Origin of the sequence: Streptomyces sp. NPDC049541, assembly GCF_044465725.1 — a bacterium.
Classification (GTDB): Bacteria; Actinomycetota; Actinomycetes; order Streptomycetales; family Streptomycetaceae; genus Streptomyces.
Genome location: NZ_JBITLY010000011.1, coordinates 153,561 through 169,896 on the forward strand (window position 1 = coordinate 153,561; position 16,336 = coordinate 169,896).

The 16,336-nt window shown below is 67.9% G+C and carries 19 protein-coding genes; 8 read left to right on the top strand and 11 right to left on the bottom strand.

All coding sequences use genetic code 11. The features are described from left to right. The first annotated feature begins 258 nt into the window (after positions 1 to 258). Positions 259 to 1,023 carry an MBL fold metallo-hydrolase gene (locus ACIBW9_RS34150; protein ID WP_398960892.1) on the top strand — a complete coding sequence of 255 codons (765 nt, stop codon included), beginning with the start codon at positions 259 to 261 and terminating at the stop codon, positions 1,021 to 1,023. 153 nt (positions 1,024 to 1,176) lie between these two features. On the opposite strand, the gene ACIBW9_RS34155 is transcribed toward ACIBW9_RS34150, so the two are convergent. The 4 genes from ACIBW9_RS34155 to ACIBW9_RS34170 form a co-directional block, all read right to left on the bottom strand. Continuing rightward, positions 1,177 to 1,353 carry a transposase gene (locus ACIBW9_RS34155; RefSeq protein WP_398960893.1) on the bottom strand — a complete coding sequence of 59 codons (177 nt, stop codon included), beginning with the start codon at positions 1,351 to 1,353 and terminating at the stop codon, positions 1,177 to 1,179. Between the two features lie 154 nt (positions 1,354 to 1,507). Then, positions 1,508 to 1,924, bottom strand: a complete 417-nt coding sequence (locus tag ACIBW9_RS34160; RefSeq protein WP_398960894.1) for a nuclear transport factor 2 family protein — start codon at positions 1,922 to 1,924, stop codon at positions 1,508 to 1,510. A 256-nt stretch (positions 1,925 to 2,180) separates the two neighbouring features. Further along, on the bottom strand, positions 2,181 to 2,558 hold the full coding sequence (locus tag ACIBW9_RS34165; RefSeq protein WP_398960895.1) for a VOC family protein: 378 nt from the start codon (positions 2,556 to 2,558) through the stop codon (positions 2,181 to 2,183). Positions 2,559 to 2,669: 111 nt separating this feature from the next. Further along, positions 2,670 to 3,137 (bottom strand): hypothetical protein, encoded by a 468-nt coding sequence (locus tag ACIBW9_RS34170; RefSeq protein ID WP_398960896.1) that lies wholly within the window; start codon positions 3,135 to 3,137, stop codon positions 2,670 to 2,672. An 812-nt stretch (positions 3,138 to 3,949) separates the two neighbouring features. On the opposite strand from ACIBW9_RS34170, the gene ACIBW9_RS34175 reads away from it, so the two are divergent. Beyond that, positions 3,950 to 4,525, top strand: coding sequence for a hypothetical protein (locus ACIBW9_RS34175; protein WP_398960897.1), 576 nt, complete (start codon positions 3,950 to 3,952; stop codon positions 4,523 to 4,525). Between the two features lie 376 nt (positions 4,526 to 4,901). Here the strand turns inward: ACIBW9_RS34175 and ACIBW9_RS34180 are convergent, their stop codons facing one another. Beyond that, the gene (locus ACIBW9_RS34180; protein WP_398960898.1) at positions 4,902 to 5,663 is read right to left on the bottom strand and encodes an SMI1/KNR4 family protein; all 762 of its coding nucleotides are present in this window, start codon (positions 5,661 to 5,663) and stop codon (positions 4,902 to 4,904) included. Positions 5,664 to 5,978: 315 nt separating this feature from the next. Continuing rightward, a complete protein-coding gene (locus tag ACIBW9_RS34185) occupies positions 5,979 to 6,263 on the bottom strand; it encodes a hypothetical protein (protein WP_398960899.1) in 285 nt (94 codons plus the stop codon). 124 nt (positions 6,264 to 6,387) lie between these two features. Between ACIBW9_RS34185 and ACIBW9_RS34190 the strand changes: the two genes are divergently transcribed. Both ACIBW9_RS34190 and ACIBW9_RS34195 read left to right on the top strand, forming a co-directional pair. Further along, positions 6,388 to 6,894, top strand: coding sequence for a hypothetical protein (locus tag ACIBW9_RS34190; protein ID WP_398960900.1), 507 nt, complete (start codon positions 6,388 to 6,390; stop codon positions 6,892 to 6,894). 408 nt (positions 6,895 to 7,302) lie between these two features. After that, positions 7,303 to 8,397 (top strand): alpha/beta hydrolase family protein, encoded by a 1,095-nt coding sequence (locus ACIBW9_RS34195; protein WP_398960901.1) that lies wholly within the window; start codon positions 7,303 to 7,305, stop codon positions 8,395 to 8,397. Positions 8,398 to 8,424: 27 nt separating this feature from the next. Here ACIBW9_RS34195 and ACIBW9_RS34200 read toward each other — a convergent pair whose 3' ends face one another. From ACIBW9_RS34200 to ACIBW9_RS34210, 3 genes are all read right to left on the bottom strand, one after another. Continuing rightward, on the bottom strand, positions 8,425 to 8,679 hold the full coding sequence (locus ACIBW9_RS34200; protein ID WP_398960902.1) for a hypothetical protein: 255 nt from the start codon (positions 8,677 to 8,679) through the stop codon (positions 8,425 to 8,427). Between the two features lie 207 nt (positions 8,680 to 8,886). Then, the gene (locus ACIBW9_RS34205; RefSeq protein WP_398960903.1) at positions 8,887 to 9,387 is read right to left on the bottom strand and encodes a GNAT family N-acetyltransferase; all 501 of its coding nucleotides are present in this window, start codon (positions 9,385 to 9,387) and stop codon (positions 8,887 to 8,889) included. Positions 9,388 to 9,763: 376 nt separating this feature from the next. Next, positions 9,764 to 10,597, bottom strand: coding sequence for a PIG-L family deacetylase (locus tag ACIBW9_RS34210; protein WP_398960904.1), 834 nt, complete (start codon positions 10,595 to 10,597; stop codon positions 9,764 to 9,766). Positions 10,598 to 11,107: 510 nt separating this feature from the next. Here ACIBW9_RS34210 and ACIBW9_RS34215 point away from each other — a divergent pair. Both ACIBW9_RS34215 and ACIBW9_RS34220 read left to right on the top strand, forming a co-directional pair. Further along, positions 11,108 to 11,692: a dihydrofolate reductase family protein gene (locus ACIBW9_RS34215; RefSeq protein ID WP_398961009.1), complete on the top strand. Its 585-nt coding sequence runs from the start codon at positions 11,108 to 11,110 to the stop codon at positions 11,690 to 11,692. After that, positions 11,689 to 12,102 (top strand): VOC family protein, encoded by a 414-nt coding sequence (locus tag ACIBW9_RS34220; protein ID WP_398960905.1) that lies wholly within the window; start codon positions 11,689 to 11,691, stop codon positions 12,100 to 12,102. The genes ACIBW9_RS34215 and ACIBW9_RS34220 overlap by 4 nt, the downstream gene beginning before the upstream one ends. A gap of 438 nt (positions 12,103 to 12,540) precedes the next feature. Here ACIBW9_RS34220 and ACIBW9_RS34225 read toward each other — a convergent pair whose 3' ends face one another. Further along, positions 12,541 to 13,524 carry an aldo/keto reductase gene (locus tag ACIBW9_RS34225; protein WP_398960906.1) on the bottom strand — a complete coding sequence of 328 codons (984 nt, stop codon included), beginning with the start codon at positions 13,522 to 13,524 and terminating at the stop codon, positions 12,541 to 12,543. Positions 13,525 to 13,655: 131 nt separating this feature from the next. After that, complete coding sequence (locus tag ACIBW9_RS34230) at positions 13,656 to 14,561, bottom strand: SDR family oxidoreductase (protein ID WP_398961010.1); 906 nt, start codon at positions 14,559 to 14,561, stop codon at positions 13,656 to 13,658. 71 nt (positions 14,562 to 14,632) lie between these two features. Between ACIBW9_RS34230 and ACIBW9_RS34235 the strand changes: the two genes are divergently transcribed. Both ACIBW9_RS34235 and ACIBW9_RS34240 read left to right on the top strand, forming a co-directional pair. Beyond that, entirely contained in the window at positions 14,633 to 15,223 is a 591-nt protein-coding gene (locus ACIBW9_RS34235; RefSeq protein WP_398960907.1) for a TetR/AcrR family transcriptional regulator, read from the top strand. Positions 15,224 to 15,536: 313 nt separating this feature from the next. After that, the gene (locus ACIBW9_RS34240; RefSeq protein WP_398960908.1) at positions 15,537 to 16,274 is read left to right on the top strand and encodes an alpha/beta hydrolase; all 738 of its coding nucleotides are present in this window, start codon (positions 15,537 to 15,539) and stop codon (positions 16,272 to 16,274) included. Positions 16,275 to 16,336: the final 62 nt, after the last annotated feature.

Here is a 16,336-nt window from a genome sequence, read left to right on the forward strand (position 1 = left end):
ACAAAGACGTCGAGACCTCTCACACTGTGAAGATCGAACATGGGCGCAGATTCCCCAGTCGAGATGGCCTCGTGACGACAGGTATGGCAATACGTCACATACCGTCCCCCGAGAGGGAAGTGCGGCCTGGCCACGGCGGCGCCGCGCGAGGCAACGTCTTCCACTTCATCCGAGGCATCGCGCCCGGCGGGCGCAAAATGCGATGAGTTTGGCCGCCGAGCGCAGTCTCAGCACCGAAGCCGGCCGATGGGAGCAGAAATGGGCACACTGCATCAGGTGGCCGACGGCGTATGGGTCCGGCAGAGCGAGTGGGTCTGGGCCAATTCCGTCGTCGTGCGCGCACAGGACGGACTGGTCCTGATCGATCCCGGCATCCACGGCTCGGAGCTGAACCAGCTCGCCGAGGACGTGGAGCGGCTCGGCATCCCGGTGATCGCCGGGTTCTGCACCCATCCCCACTGGGACCACCTGCTGTGGCATCCCCGCTTCGGCGACGTGCCCCGCTACGCCACCCCCGCCGCCGCCCGCGTTGCCGACCAGGCCCGTGAACGGGCCCAGGCCATGGCTTCACAGAGCGCCTCCGGCATCCCCCTCGAACTGGTCGCGCTCGTCGCCCCGCTGCCCGCCGACGGCGCCCCCGTCACGGGCGAGATCATCGAGCATCAGGCGCACGCGATCGGCCACGCCGCCATCCTCCTCGCCGACCGGGGCGTCCTGCTCGCCGGCGACATGCTCTCCGACGTCCTCATCCCGCTTCTCGACGTCCGCCAAGACGGTCAGGTGGCAGCCTACGAGAGGGCGCTCGACCGGCTGGATGAGGCCGCCGCCCACGCCGATGTCATGATCCCCGGCCACGGCACAATTGCCGAAGGACCCGAGGTGGCGGCCCGCCTCGCCGCCGACCACGCCTACATCGACGCGCTCCGGCAAGGAAAGGACCCCGTCGACCCGCGCCTTGGACCACACGTGGACTGGCTGTCCGGCCCTCACCGCACGAACCTCGAACAGGCCCGAAACCGATAAGGGCCTTGTGACGCCCTGGGGCCCTCGCCAGGAGGCCAGGCCGGACCCAACACCCAGGGTTGTCTTGGTGGTCAGGCCATTGCGGGAGCGACGGAGGCCATGGTCGTCCGACGGCTCGGCCACCGGCCATCCGGACGCGTCCGGCCCGGACCGTCAACCCTCTTTGCGAGCGCCGACGGCGTGTTCGGCATCAGCCTTGACCTGCGGCGTCTTCGATATGCTGGGCCAGGTGCCGTCAATCTGCCGGCGCCGGAACACCGGATACACCGTCTCCCAGGGCCCGTACCGCTCGGGCACATCCCGCCACGCGAGCCCGTCCGAGCCCGCCAACAGATCCCGTCGAAGACCTGCCGCCGATCCCGCGGCGGCCGGCCGGTCTTCGGTATCGCGGCAACACGGCTTCCAGCCGCTCCCACTGTGGATCCGTCAGATCGCCCCGAGCCATCTGAAGGATCGTTTCAGGGCCAGGGCGGACAGCAGCCCGTCAGCTCTGATCTGTGGTGGGCCGCCACGAACTGCCGGTCTCACGTTCGAAGGCCGGACGCACGTCAACGGTGTCGTACACGATGCGCAGCGTGGCAATACGGCCGTCCTCAGCGAGCTCAGCCAGGTCCACCACGTCAAACGGCGCGGCAGCTCCGGACGGCAGACGCCAGTCGAAGTGGAACCAGAACGAGATCAGTGCGGCCCCCCGCTGGGTCCGACCCTCCGCCACCCCCAGCAGAGTCAGGTCCGCCCGGCTCGTATCGGCGAAGAGCTCGGGATAGAACTCCGTGGCCGGTCGAGGGCCGTACAGCGGAGAGTGCACCATCGCTCCAGGCGCGAACAACTCCAGCACCGCCTCGGCATCCGCCCGCTCCAGCGCCGACAGGTAAGCCGACACAAGCTCGGCTGCAGTCATGATCACCCACTCAAGATCAGGCCAAATCGACAGCCCATGCTCTCAGCGCACCACTTGCGCTCCGCCCATCAACTGGCACAACACCCCCAACATCTCGAACGCGTCTCAGGCGGAACGAGCGATCAAGACGTGAAAGCAGTTCAGAGCCATGGCTGTTCGTCATGACCAGCGCCGCTACGTCCACCTGGGCACGTAACCGCCGCTGCCCTGATCATCTGGCTCGGGACGTGACAGCCGTAACCAGGCAGACAGGAGATCAACCGTTCGCCCGCTCCGCCGCACTGCGTTCCACACAGAATTCGTTGCCCTCGGGGTCATGCAGCGTCACCCATCCGGTGCCGTCGGGCCGTCGGTGGTCCCCCTGAAGCGTGGCACCCAGCGAGAGCAGGCGCTCGACCTCTTCGTCCCGGGTGCGGTCCTGGGGTTGGAGATCCAGATGCACCCGATTCTTCACCGCCTTGCGGTCATCGACCCTGACGAACAGCAAGGTGGCAGCAGCAGTCGTGACCACGGCTTCCGGATCCCCGGGGAAGTCGTCGTCACCCAACGAGCCGTCCAGCGCCTGTGCCCAAAAGCCCGCAAGGACGAACGGGTCGGCGGCATCGACAGTGACATGGCGTATCAAAGAACTCATGCCCCAAGCCGATCATGAATGCCTCCCACCGTCCAGAGGCGGCCGGCCTCGCCACCGACCACCTCACCAGTCTCTGGGCACGATCGAGGAGACAGCCCTGGTTGTTGCGGGTCAGGATGTTGGTGACGGCGCACAGTGGTGGGCGAGATGGGGCGCGAGGTCGCGGAGGTGAGCCGTGGCTCCGGTGGGCCCGTGCACAGTGATGGTCCCGAACATCCGGGGCCACGGAGATGTCCGGCGACTCGATGCCGCGAAGCCCGTTGAGGAGCTGCGCGTCGAACCGGTCCGGTTCGAGGGGATCTGCACCGAGACGTTGCGGAGGCTGTTCTGCGGATTCCGGCTGATCTGCCGAGCGATGCCGTTCGTGGCCCGGTTCAGGGCGTTCTGGATGGGCTGGCCGAGCAGCCGGGCGTCAGCCACGACGCCTGTGTCATCCAGGTCGATCGTGAAATGGGCTGAGCCGTAGTCCTCGTCGTCGCCGACCACCGGGCAACCCCGCTTCCGCGTGTGGTTGCCCGGCCCTTGGCCAGTCGGCTCGGCAGCCTCAGGGCGGCCGGTGATCTTCGGCTCATCCGCCACGTCGCCTGGGCAGATTCGCGTCCTCGGCCGCTATGGAGGCCATGAACGCCCTCGCCTGCCCCACATCCATGGTGGCAGCTCGCGGACGCCCGGACGGCCCCTTGCGGGCCGGTACGCCCTTCGGTGAGACGCAGATGCGGAAGACGACAGGACCTCCGCGACCGCCCGCGTGGGCAGACGCAGCGCGTCCTGAATCCGCGCACCGGGATGCTGGGCGGCGAACTCCTGCGCCTGGTCCCAGTTCGTGGAAGGAGTCGGAGGACCCGGCCGTCCTTGACGACGTCGAGCCGCGTGAACAGCTGCGCCGACTCCGGCAGCATCTGCCGGGCCAGGAAGACCCGCACCGACCGGAGGCCTTCCGCAAAGCCGACGGGTCCGCGTCGCCGAGGTTTTCCAGGTCGACGCCTTCGCCTTCTGCCCCTCAGCGAGCTCGGCGTACGCGTCCACGAACGAGTCGCCCATCACTTCCGGTTCCAGAAGCAGTTCGGCGTCGCCGACCTCAAGTACGTGGGGCTCGGTGTGAAGCTGAATGGTTTTCCGCACGGGCCATGTCCTTGTCTCCCCGCTCCTTCGCCCGGCCCAAAACCAGCAGCGCACCACTGCGGGCAGCGGCACGCCTGGCCTGGCCTGGTCAGGTAGGTCTCGTGGTCGGAGACATCGCACACCGCACCCCTCGCGGTCGCCTCGGCCATCAAACATGTTTCGACGGTAATCGAAACCTTGGTGCCCTCGATTCGGCGACACCTAAGTTGAGACGCCCAGCAATCCACCGCCGAGCAGCAGCCCATGGCACGCACCATAAGGGGGTACCAGTGCAAAGCAGATTGTCAAGGTTCAGGGCGACGTTCGCAGTTGCCGTAGCCACCCTGGCGCTGACCTTCAGCGCCGGCATCGCATCAGCCGGTGCTGAGGGCGCCACCAGTCCCTACGCCTCGCAGGCCAAGCAGGCGGGACTCACCGTCTCTCAGACTTCGTCACTCCAGAACGAAGTGGACCGGTATCTCGCCCAGACAGGCGGAAAGCAGGTGGCCGCCAACGTGATCGACTTGGGCGGCAAGAGTCTGATGTTCGTGGCTCTCCCTGGCGAAGCTCATCCCCGCGACATGACCAACGGGGCGCTGGTTGACCACTGCGCCTCGTCTGTCGACTACGGATACTTCTGCGCCTACAGCGGCATCAACTTCACGGGCACGTCGATCCCCATGTACAGCTGCGCCCGCTACAGGATCCCGTGGACGGCTGACGGGTCTTGGATCAACAACCAAACCACGGGTACCGTTGCCAACTTCTTGGACGACAGTGGTGTCTCACGGTGGCACGACGAAGGTGCCCTCAGCTGGGACGACGACGCGCCCTGGTACTGGGTCCACTGGGTGAAGAACTGCTGATTGGCGTCAGCGGCTGCCAGTGAGGCAGGCAAAGGAGGTGCGTGACCGGGTTCGTCCGGCTCGACAGCCTGGTTCGGAGTCAAGTCGGACGTCCCGGTTCGGGCAGAGGGGCAGCCCAGCAAGAGATCAACGAGGATGTCTTCACAGGTTCTCAGCGCCCCAGGCGGAGCGGCCGCCTCGCCATGAAGTTGTTCGGCCTCGTGCCGTGATGCCTGGCGTACGCGGAGAACAACAGGCGGCGCACCTTGCCGGTGCTCCTGCACCAATCCAAGCGCCTGGCCGTCCGCTGGGAAAGACGCCTCGACCTGCACGCCCCCTCGTCTCACTTGCCTGCGGCCTCATTTGCTGGAGACATCTCAAGAAGGTCCGCAGCAGATCAGAAAGGCGGCGGCTCGGAGCTGAGTGACTCGGTGTATCCCAGGGACCACCGTCCAGGAACGATCTCGCAGATGGCATCCAAATCGGCGCGCGTTCGGCCCCGGACGTGAAGCCAACTGTGGACGCCCAGGCCGTCTTGGCGCAGCAGCTTGCCGGGGGCAGAGAACCAACGCACGGGATACTCCTCCGGACCGGTCCACATCGGGTAGTCCGGAAGTTGGACCCGCTGAAAGCGTTCCGGCACCGCACCAAGTAGGTCTGCCGGGAGCTCGCAGGCGTTGTACAGCCGGCCCCCGCCGCCGAACAGCGCCTCGCTCAGCACGAGCTCGACGCAGGCCAAGGACACCCGGTCCATGAACGGCACCCAGCCGTGCCGCGCCTGGACGAGCACTGGGGGATCGTCTTGGTCAAGGTCGGTAAGCCGCACGCCCCAGAAGGCGCAGCCCTGGTTCTCGCTGCGAAATACCAGGACACCACCGCACTCGTCATGCGCGAACATTTCGTGAGGCGCCAGCAGGGGGTCCTGGTTGGCGACCAGGTCGGTCCGGGCTCCGGCGAGCGTATAGAACTCATGCAGCGCGGCCGGCAGCGAACGGCCGAGAACCGCCTGCGCCTGCGCCAGTTCCACCTCGGGCGTGCCGTCGCCCTCGGTCAACGGATCACCCCAAGCACCAGCAAAACTGCGGATGAACGCCCAGACCCGCTCCCGATCGGAAATCCCGCCGTCCAGAGCCTCGGCCACGTCGAAGCTGCCACTCACGCCACTCAAGGTATCCGAAGCCTGAACCGCAACACCAACAAGCCATCGGGCTACCCAGGGTGTCAACGGTCATGTAATTCCCCGCGGTCTGCATGAGCAGCGTCAGCCAATTCCCCACTCTCGCGGTCACGGTTCCCCACCGGAACGCTGATCGTTGATGGTGCCGCTGACCATGCTCGAACTGGACGCGGTCCCAGCTGCCGCCCCAACGAGCGGCCCTGGAATCCCAGGGGCAAGCCTCCGGCCAATTAGGCCGAGCACCGGTACGAGACTGGGGCGGGACTGGTTCTCTCACCCCATCCGGTGACATCGGCTTCAGTCCGGAACGCCGGCATAGCTGAGGTCCTGGACCGTGAGCGAGGCGGGTGTCAAACGCAGCCACACCGTGTCTCGTTCGCCCGGATCGTCATACAGATAGCCCACGAACCGGGCATCCCACAGCGCCTCGTCCACTCCCAGACCACCGAGCGGACGTCTCTGCTCGTAGGAGACGGCACCGCGCCCTCGGGTGCCGAGGTCGAAGTCCCGATCATGGACGACCTCGCGGCTTTCACGGGCGATTTCGTCCTGGATGTCGATCAGGCGTGGGATCTGCTGCACGTCTTCACGCGGACGCGGGCGGCCGGCCCTCTGGGTGAGTGGTGTGAGTTGTAGGGCGCTGAACAGCAACTTCGACGAAACCTGCTCGACCGGGACACACCATGAAGGGAATCATGGTCGGGTGATGTCGACCGAAGCAGCAGCACTCGCCCTACAGGACCATGCCGCACTCTGGGGCATGGGCGAGATCCCTGCGACCGATGTCGTCACTGGCGCCTGCAATGCGCTCGTCGCCGGCCTCGACAGTCCCGCCCTGCGGATGCTGGCCGCGTGTACACGCGCGGAGGCGGATTACGACGTCCCCGATCTCCTTCCCCCAGCACTCGACGAACTGGGCCTCACCTTCTACCCAGCGGGCAGCGTTGCCGGACAGGAAGCCGCCGCACGAGCCCTTGCCGCCCGGATGCTGGCCGGCGAGCTGACGCCACGCGAGTTGGTCTTCCGGATCCACCAGCGCTTCGGGCACGAACTGCCCTTGGCCGAACGACTCGCCAACCTGGACGACGAGTACGACATCCTCGAATACGGCGACAGGACACCGGCACAGGTCGACGCCGACGTCTTGGCCGAAGCCCTTCGGCTCACTCAGCATCATCGTGATACCCCCGAACCCACGGATCCACTGACCTGAAGCACACTGGCGGATCCGTGGATTCGCGCTGAAGAGACTTCGGTTTCCGTGAACGGACGGGGCTCACCGGGGTTGAGGAACATCCGTGTCAGATCGTGCGCTGAGTGGTCGGCTCCGGAGGTCCTTCGGGGGGTTGACGGGAGAGTCGTCAGGCGCGCACGCGGGATGGTGGTAGGGATTGCCCCAGGGCGGATGCACCGGCTGACTGGGCTGTAGGCGGGTGCGGTCGTACGTAGCGTCGGCGGCATGAATTCCCCATGCCCAGAACGCAGTTCACCCTCCGCGTTTCGTTGGCTGAGCACCGGGATGGTCCTGGCTGGCCTGGCCGCTACGACGGTGACGGCCGGAGCCGCCTCGGCGGGCGCGGTGCCCCGAAGCGATCGCGGACGGTTGGTGTCCGCTCAGCAGGTGAGCACGCCGACAGACACCGCACCGGCCACGGGCACCGCCCCCAATCGGTCCTTCCAAGGCACGCTCCCTGCGCCGACCGGCCCCTACGCCGCCGGCGAGGACGTCATCCACCTCACCGACGCGAGCCGTCCCGACCCGTGGGTGCCGTCATCCGGCCCCCGCCAACTGACCGTCACAATGGTCTACCCGGCCGTCCCCGGGACCGGGACTCCGGCCCCTTACATGACCCTCGCCGAGGCAGCCGGAATCATCCAGCACCGGAAGTTGCCGGCGAGCTCCGGCGTCACCCCACAGAACCTTTCCAGCGTCACCACTCACGCCTTCGACGGCGCGCGGCCGCAAAGAGGCAAGTATCCGCTGGTGGTCCTCTCACCCGCGTCCGAGGACCCGCGCATGACGCTCACCTCGCTCGCGACCGACCTGGCCAGTCACGGCTACGTCGTCGCGCTCGTCGGCCACACCTACGAGGACAGCGGCGAGACGCTGGCGAACGGCCAGACGCCGCCGTGCGCGATCTGCGATGACCCGGCGCTCGACTTCGACTCCGTCACCGCCAGCCGCGCGCTGGACGTGTCCTTCGTGATCGACCAGTTGACGCATGGCAATACCGCGTGGCGTCTGGCACACCTCATCGACAAGCGCGAGATCGGCATGGCCGGACACTCCCTCGGCGGAGCGGCGGCCGCCGCCACGATGATCGCCGACCCGCGAGTACGGGCCGGAGTGAACATGGACGGCGAGTTCCACCCAACCCCGATGCCCGGCCAGATCAACCGGCCGCTCCTCATGCTGGGCGTGACCGACAGCCACTCGCCCGGCGGCTACGACACCACGTGGGGGCAGACCTGGGCCGCCCTCGGCGGCTACAAGAAGTGGCTGACGGTCGCCGGCGCCGACCACTTCAGCTTCGCCGACCTGGACCTGCTTCAGGAGCAGGCCGGGTTCCCGACGCCGCCCCTCTCTCCGGAACGCGGGGTGGTGATCACCCGCGAGTACGTGACAGCGTTCTTCGACCGGACGCTGAAGGGGATCCACCGTCCGCTGCTGGACGGCCCCTCGCCGAACAATCCGGAAGTGCTCTTCCAGCCCTAGTGCAGCGCCGCGTTGATCCATCCGGCTTCATGCGGCTTTGAGTGGGCTGCCGTCGTAGGTCCAGCGGTAGAGGTAGGCGTCGTGTTCGTCGTGGGCCAGGACGAAGGTGTCGATGGCCGCGGCCAGTTCGTCGCGGGAGGTGAACATTCCCTCGGCCAGTGCCAGGATCACCGAAGCCCGCTGCACCTGTCCGAACCCCGCGGTGCGCGAATCTGCCAGGCGTTCAAGCACCTCACGCTCGACCTGGGTCAGTTCGATCGTGGACGGACTGGTCAGCCGCATCGCCCCCACCCGGGATCAGCTCATTGATCCGCTGATCATTGCGTGGTCAGGGTGGTGCGTGCCGTCACCGGGGGCTGATCAGGCAAGATCGGCGGCATGACCAGTTCGAACACCGTCAAGGCCGCAGCCAGCCTCGCAGCAGCATAGCCTCACGGCCAGCAGAAGGCCTCGTGGCTGGCCGCGGCGGGCCTTTCACACCATCAGAGGTCAGGCGCCCGCAGAAATGCCCGCTCTCACTCCCGGCGGGCGCATCATGAAGACGTCCACCGGATCCTCGGCCTCCACGACGAAACCGTGACGCTCATACAGCCGCCGGGCAGCACTGCCCTGCAGGACGTTCAAGCCCACTGTCAAACCCTGTGCATCCGCTCGCTGCAATACCGTGCGCAAAACAGCCGACCCCAGCCCCCGCCCCTGACAATGCGGCACAAGATAGAAATGCTCCAGCCATAGCCTGCCGTCGGCAGGCCGGACCGTGACACATCCCGCAAATTCACCGCCGAGCATGATGACCGACGTGTACTGCGGGGAAAAAGAGTCCCGCAACCGCTGTCGCACCCGGTACTCGTCATAGCGCCCCAGGCGCTCCAAATCCGCGCGCATCACTGCGGCCCGCAACGCCGCGATCACCTCGAGGTCCGCCGCCACCGCACCACGCAGCACCCAGCCCCCGCGGCCCACCGACGCAGCCCCCACAGATACCGCCATCCCCGAACTGCCGTCCCTCCCCCACACGCCACCATCCACGACCGGATTATCCACACACGCTCGGCCGCCGGCGCGACGCCACCCGTCCACAACCTGCATCACAAGCGGCGCAGGCCTGTACACACACAACGGCCCCACGGCAAGCATGTCGAGTCGGCTCCGAGAGGACAGCTGCAGCAGACGTCGAGCAAACGCCCGCGTCCGACTCGCAGATCACCCCATTCTCATCACTTGACCCCGTCCCCTGGTTCCCCATTGCGTTTCAATCTCTCACTACGTGTGGATGGTTGCTGCGCGGCACCAATGGACGGGGGTGTGACCGGCTCGATCGCGCCAGGACGTTCATTGCGCTGTCCCGGCCGGTGGGACTGGCGGATCAGCGCAGTCCGGCGAAGAGATCGTTCTCCGGTACGGTCGCGCCGGTGGGGTCCTGGACGCGTACGAAGGTCTCCATGCCCATCAACGCGCCGAACCTCTCCTTGCCCATCTTGAGGAAGAAGATGTTCTCGCCCTGACTGGCGTGCGCGGCCAGCGCGTCGAACTTCTGGCCGCTGAACCCGGTCGTGTCCACCCACGTGGTGATCTCATCGTCGGGGAGGCCGATCTCGGCCAGCGCGGCGGCCTCGGCAGGATCCGGCTCCGGCATGCCCTCACCGAACTCGCGCATGATCTCGCCGAACCGCTGCATCATCGAGCGGGGCGCCGTGGTCCAGTACACCTTCGGCGTCAGCTCGGTCATCTCCAGCGCCGCCATGGTGATGCGGTGGGCCTGGATGTGGTCGGGGTGGCCGTAGAAGCCGTTCTCGTCATAGGTGACCACCACATCAGGCCGGTAGTGCCGCATGAGTTCCGCAAGGCGGGCCGCGCCTTCCTGCACGGGGGTGCGCCAGAAGGAGCCGGGCGCGTCGTTGCTCGGCCAGCCCATCATCCCGGAGTCGGCATAGCCCAGCATCTCCAGATCGCTGACCTTCAGCACATCACAGCTCGCCTCGAGCTCTTGGTGACGCATCAAAGCGACCGCCGCCGGATCGTGCCCGGGCTCGCCCGGCTTGACACCTCCCGGTCCGTCACCGCAGCCGCCGTCGGTACACGTCACCAGAACCGTGCGGATGCCTTCCGCCGCATACCGCGCAAGGACCCCGCCGGTTCCGGTGGCCTCGTCGTCGGGGTGGGCGTGTACTGCCATGAGCGTCAAGCGCCGGTCAGTCATGAAACACTCCTTCAGCAGAAATACGTCTTGGTCCCAGCAGCGCGGCAGGCGTGCCGCGATCTTGAGGCCCGGATCCCGGTGGGGCGGACGACCATGCGGCCTCCATGTTCCCCACCCCCGCAGCTCCGGCCCCCCCGGCGATACAACCGTGTCGACCGGACAGACTGTTCCCGCCGCGGCCCCTCGGCAGCCCAGAGTTCGGCGCGGACCAAGGTCACCCGGGGCGCCGACAGCGCGCTGCCGCTCCGGCCATGGTCAAAGGCCGTCGAGTCCGCCCGGCAGCGGTGGCCGACCGTGAACGCACCCCACCTCGTCGCACGCTCCGAGAGCCACCTGGCCTGAACGACCTCAATTGCTCCAAGGGTGATGATGCCTGCCCTACCAGCCTGACTGCAGGCCGGCGGGTCGGGCCGATGATTTTCCCTGTCGCCTGGAGTCTTCCTTATGACATTCCGCCCGTCGGGGCACCGGAAAACGCCGGATCTCGATGGAGGAGAGAGGCAGGCCAGGATGAACAACCCCATTCGGCTGTACATGTCGATGTCGCTCGACGGCTATATCGCCGGCCCGGACGATCGGCCGGGGCAGGAGCTCGGACGCGACGGTGGACGGCTGTTCAACTGGCTCGACGACCGGCACTCCGACGGGCCGAGCGGCCAGGTCTACCGCGAGGCACTGGCGACCGGCGCGGTGATCTCCGGCCGTCGGACCTTCGAACTCGCCGGACGCTGGCAGGGCGATCACCACGACGGCGTGCCGATCTTCGTACTCACCCACCGGGCGGATGACGGGGATGTGCCACCCGGCCACGCGCGTTTCGTCACCGATGTCGAGGACTGTGCCCGTCAGGCTCGCGCGGCCGCAGGGGACCGGCCGGTCATGGTGCATGGCGCGGGTGCGGCACAGGCACTCCTGCGAGCCGGGCAGGTGGACGAGATGGAGATCCACCTGGTTCCGGTCCTCCTCGGGGACGGCCGACGACTGTTCGACCACCTGGGTGGCGATCACATCGAGCTCGACCTCGTCCGACGGCTCGAGGACCGAGACGTGACGCATCTCCGCTACCGGGTGCATCGCCCTGGGGAGGCGGCGTGAAGACGCTCTTCGTGTCCTACCGCGTCACCGACTTGGACCGCTCGCTCGGTTTCTACACCGCCTTGGGCTACGCCGAACTGGGCAGGGTCGAGGTCGGCGACGGGGCTCGCCTCGTGCTCCTCAAGTTCCCTGGCGAACCGGCGGCCTCACTGGAACTGGTCCACCGCCCCGGCGACGGACCGGTCGACGTGGGCAGCGGTTTCGACCACCTCGCGATCCAGGTGGACAGGCTCGCCACCACATTGGAAACGCTGACCGAAGCCGGTCTGAGTCCCGAACCCCTCCAGTTCCCGGGCGGCCCTCACGGCCCGAAGACGTCGTGGATCACGGACCCGGACGGTTACCGGATCGAGCTGGTGGAGTGGCCCTCCGGACATCCCGACGGCATCACCGCCGCAGACTTCGCCTGAGGCAGCCACGGTCCGCGGAGTGGCGAAGCTCCCCCCTCGGCGCGACCGCGACACAACGGGATGCGATATCCCATCCGTACGCAGGTTTTGACGATTACTCATGAGGAGCAGCGCGGGCTGACTGACCGGGGTGGCCTGGCACCACCGAGCACGGTCCCGACCGGCCCGCTGGAGGACAGCGTGGACTCGGCCACCGTCCCGGGAGCACCACGACACCGACGCAAGCTCCGGCCGAAGGCCGCCTTGCTCGGACGCTCCGGGGCGCCCAGACCGGCAAGGTCCGCATCGCCGGTGCCCGGAAGTGCCGCCGGTGTTCATCCTGACGGAGGGTCAGGTTTCCGACCGCCCACAGTTGCTCCCCGTTCTCAGGAAGGTCAAGGCCCGCGGGCCCGTCGGCCACGACGTTGCGCTCTACGAGAAGTGGAGATGACCTGGAGGTCAGCCGTTGAGGTTCTGCATCAGCTCGGGGGCGTAGCGGTCGCCGGAGACGATGCCGCGTGGGGCGACGGCTTCGATGGCGGCCACGTCCTCATCGTTGATCGTCACGGCGGTGGCGGCGACGTTCTCCTCCAGGTAGCGGCGGCGCTTGGTGCCGGGAATGGCAACCGCGCCCTGGTGCAGCACCCAGGCGAGAGCCAGCTGGGACGGCGAGACCTGCTTGGCCGCGGCGATACGGCGGACCTCGTCGACCACAGCCAGGTTGCGGGCGAAGTTCTCGCCCTGGAAGCGCGGGTCGGTGCGGCGGAAGTCGTCGGCGGCGAAGTCGTCCGGGCTGGTGATCTCACCGGAGAGGAACCCGCGTCCGAGCGGTGAGTAGGCGACCAGGCCGATCCCGAGCTCGTTCAGGGTGGCCATGACACCGTCGTCCTCGATGCCGCGCTCGAAGAGCGAGTATTCGGTCTGGACCGCTGTGATCGGGTGGATGGAGTGGGCGCGGCGGATGGTCTGCGGGGCGACCTCGGACAGACCGATGTAGCGGACCTTGCCGGCGGCGACCATGTCGCTCATGGCGCCGACGGTCTCCTCGATCGGCACCTGCGGGTCGACCCGGTGCAGGTAGTAGAGGTCGACGTGGTCGGTGTCCAGGTGGCGCAGGGAGCGGTCCAGGGAGCGCCGGATGTACTCGGGGCGCCCGTTGTGGCCGACGAGTGTGCCGTCGTCGGTGAACTCGATGCCGGTCTTGGTGGCGACGACGGCCTGCTCGCGGCGGCCGGCGAGGGCTTTGCCGAGGAGCTTTTCGTTGATGAACGGGCCGTAGCCCTCGGCTGTGTCCAGCAGGGTCACGCCCAGTTCCAGGGCGCGGTCGATGGTGGCGAGGGACTCGGCCTCGTCGGTGCTGCCGTAGAAGGCGCTCATGCCCATGCAGCCGAGTCCTTCGGCGGAGACGGTCAGGCCCTGGCTACCGAGGGTGCGGAGTTCCATGGTGATCTTCCTTGCTGTTGCGGGTTGTCCCGCCGCGTGCGACTGGGTTGGTGGTATGACCGGTGCGCTCCGGTCTTCGGCCTGGGTCGGGTACGGCCGGGCACCCCCGACCGGGACGTACGGCGGGACCGTCAGCGCACCCAGGTGCCGGTGAGGGCCTGGACGGCTGAGCCGTCGAGGTCGGCGAGGGTGGTGGCGACGAAGTCGCGTGCCCACTGCGAGGTCTGGACACGGAAGGGCGGGTGGGCTGCCGTCAGGGCTTCGACGATCGGGGCGGCTGCCTCGGCCGGGGTCTGGGCGTTGCCGAACGACTGCCGGGTGCGGGTGAGGTAGGCCTCAAGCGCGGGGCTGTAGGGTCCGGCGGCGGCGAGCAGCGTCGGGACGTCCACGCCGAGATTGGCGACGAACTCGCTCGCCACCGCGCCCGGCTCGACCACGGTGACATCGACGCCGACGGTGGCGGCGACCGGCGCGAGGGACTGCATGAAGCCTTCGACGGCGAACTTGGCCGCGCAGTATGCCTCGTTGAAGGGCTGGCCGACGACGCCGCCGACGCTGGTGACGGTGATCAGCCGGCCCTTCGACGCACGCAGGTGCGGCAGGGCGGCCCGGGTCACCGCCACCACGCCGAAGAAGTTGACCTCCATGGCTGCGCGGACGTCGTCGACGCTGCTCTGCTCGATGGTGCCGACCTGGGCGGCGCCGGCGTTGTTGACCAGCGCGTCCAGGCGAGCGTGCTCGGCGACGACCTCGTCCAGGCAGGCGGTGACGCCGGCGGAGTCGGTCACGTCCAGGCGCTTGATCTGGATCCGGTCCGCGACACCCGCCTCGGCGGCGGCCTTGAGCAGGGCATCGGCCTTGCCGGTGTCGCGCATGGTGGCGATCGTCGTCCAGCCCGCCCGGGCGGTGCCGACGGCGGCGGCCAGGCCGATTCCGGAGGACGTGCCGGTGATCAGAACTGTCTTCGGGGAGGTCATGAGGGTCTTCCTTGCCTGGGAGCACGACGGGGCGACACCCGTAACCGGGGAGTTCCCCAGTTATCCGCAACGGTAAACGGGGAACTCCCCGGTTGTCCAGCTAGACTGGTCTCCCGAGGAAGGGAGCAGCCTTGACCAGCAAGCCGAGCGTGTTGCGCGCCGATGCCCGCCGCAACCGGGAGCGCATCCTCGAAGCGGCCGTGCGTGCCTTCTCCGAGAAGGGCCCCGACGTCGCGATCGACACCATCGCCAAGGCCGCGGGCGTCGGCTCGGCCACCCTTTACCGCCACTTCCCCACGCGCGAGGCGCTCGTCGAGGCGACGTACCGCAACGAGCTGGCCCGTGTCTGCGACAGCGCCGCGAAGCTGCTCGCCGACAACCCGCCCGACCGGGCGATGCGGCTGTGGATGGACGACTTCATCGACTACCTGACTGCCAAGCAGGGCATGGCGGACGCCCTGCGGGCCGCGGTCGCATCCGGTGCGGATCCCTTCGCCGAGACCCTCGACAAGCTCGGCGCCGCGCTCGGCACCCTGCTGCGTGCCGGCGCCGACGCCGGTCTGCTGCGCGCGGACATCGACCCCTTCGACGTCGGCTTCAGCCTGGCCGGCGTCGCGTTGATCACCAGCGCTCCCGACCAACGCGAACGGGCCGGCCGCCTCCTCGACCTTCTCCTGGACGGCGTGCGCTACGGGGCGGACGGCCCGGCGCCCAGCTCATGACCCGACTCCGGCCGGGCCGGGCAGCAGCTCTCCGCGACACGGAGCGGAACCAGCGACTCCAGCGTCACGGCTGTTCCCGGAGGAGTCGGGCAACGAGCTGATGGGGCGTCACTTCTGACCGTCAGAAGCATGGTGGTGCGCAGGAAACCGTTTGGCGGACCACGGCGTCCCTGCTACCTTCACGGAGGCCGTGCGAGAGAGCGAGGAGGTGGTACCCGTGAACGAATCGACGTGGGTGCTCTCCTCGGGGGTCACGGTCGGGCGATAGGTCGTCCGGGAGCGCCGTTCAAGCGCACTCCCGAAAGGCACGACCATGGCCCTTCACTTCACTTCCGAACAGCACCTCGACGACGGTGTGCTGGAACACGAATTCACCCTCGGTGACATCCCCGGCATCCTGTGGACGCCCACCTCCGCCTCCGAGCCGACGCCGCTGATCCTGCTCGGCCACCCCGGCGGGCAACGCAGGATGTACCCCCGGCTGGTCGCGCGGGCCCGCCACTGCGCGGCGGACGGCTTCGCCGCGGCCACCATCGAGCTCCCTGGGAGCGGTGACCGGCCCCGTTGGGCCGCCGCCGAGCAGGCCCGCGCCGACCTGCGCCGGGCCGTGGAAGCCGGCGAACCGGTCAGCGACGAGATCATCGACGCCCTCGTCCTCCCGCTCGTCGACAGGGCGGTCCCCGAATGGCAGGCCACCCTGGACGCCCTCCTGTCACTGCCCGAGATCGGTGGTCCGGTCGGATACTCGGGGGGAGTGATCTCCATCGGGGTGCGCCTCGCGGTCGTCGAGCCGCGGGTCGTGGCCGCCGGTTTCTTCGCCGGCAGTTTCGTGCCTCGCGCCATGTTCGAGGAGGCCCGCCGGGTCACCATTCCGCTGCACGTGCTTCTGCAGTGGGACGACGAAGGGAACGACCGGCAGGCGGCCCTCGACCTGTTCGACGCCTTCGGCTCCACAGAGAAGTCCCTGTACGCCAATATGGGCGGGCACACGGGCGTCCCGCAGTTCGCGGGCGAAGCCGCGGCCCAGTTCTTCAACCGTCACCTGAAGTGAGGCCGACCCACCAGGCCGTCATCAGACGGTAGGCCATGTGGGACCGCGGGCCCCTGCCGACT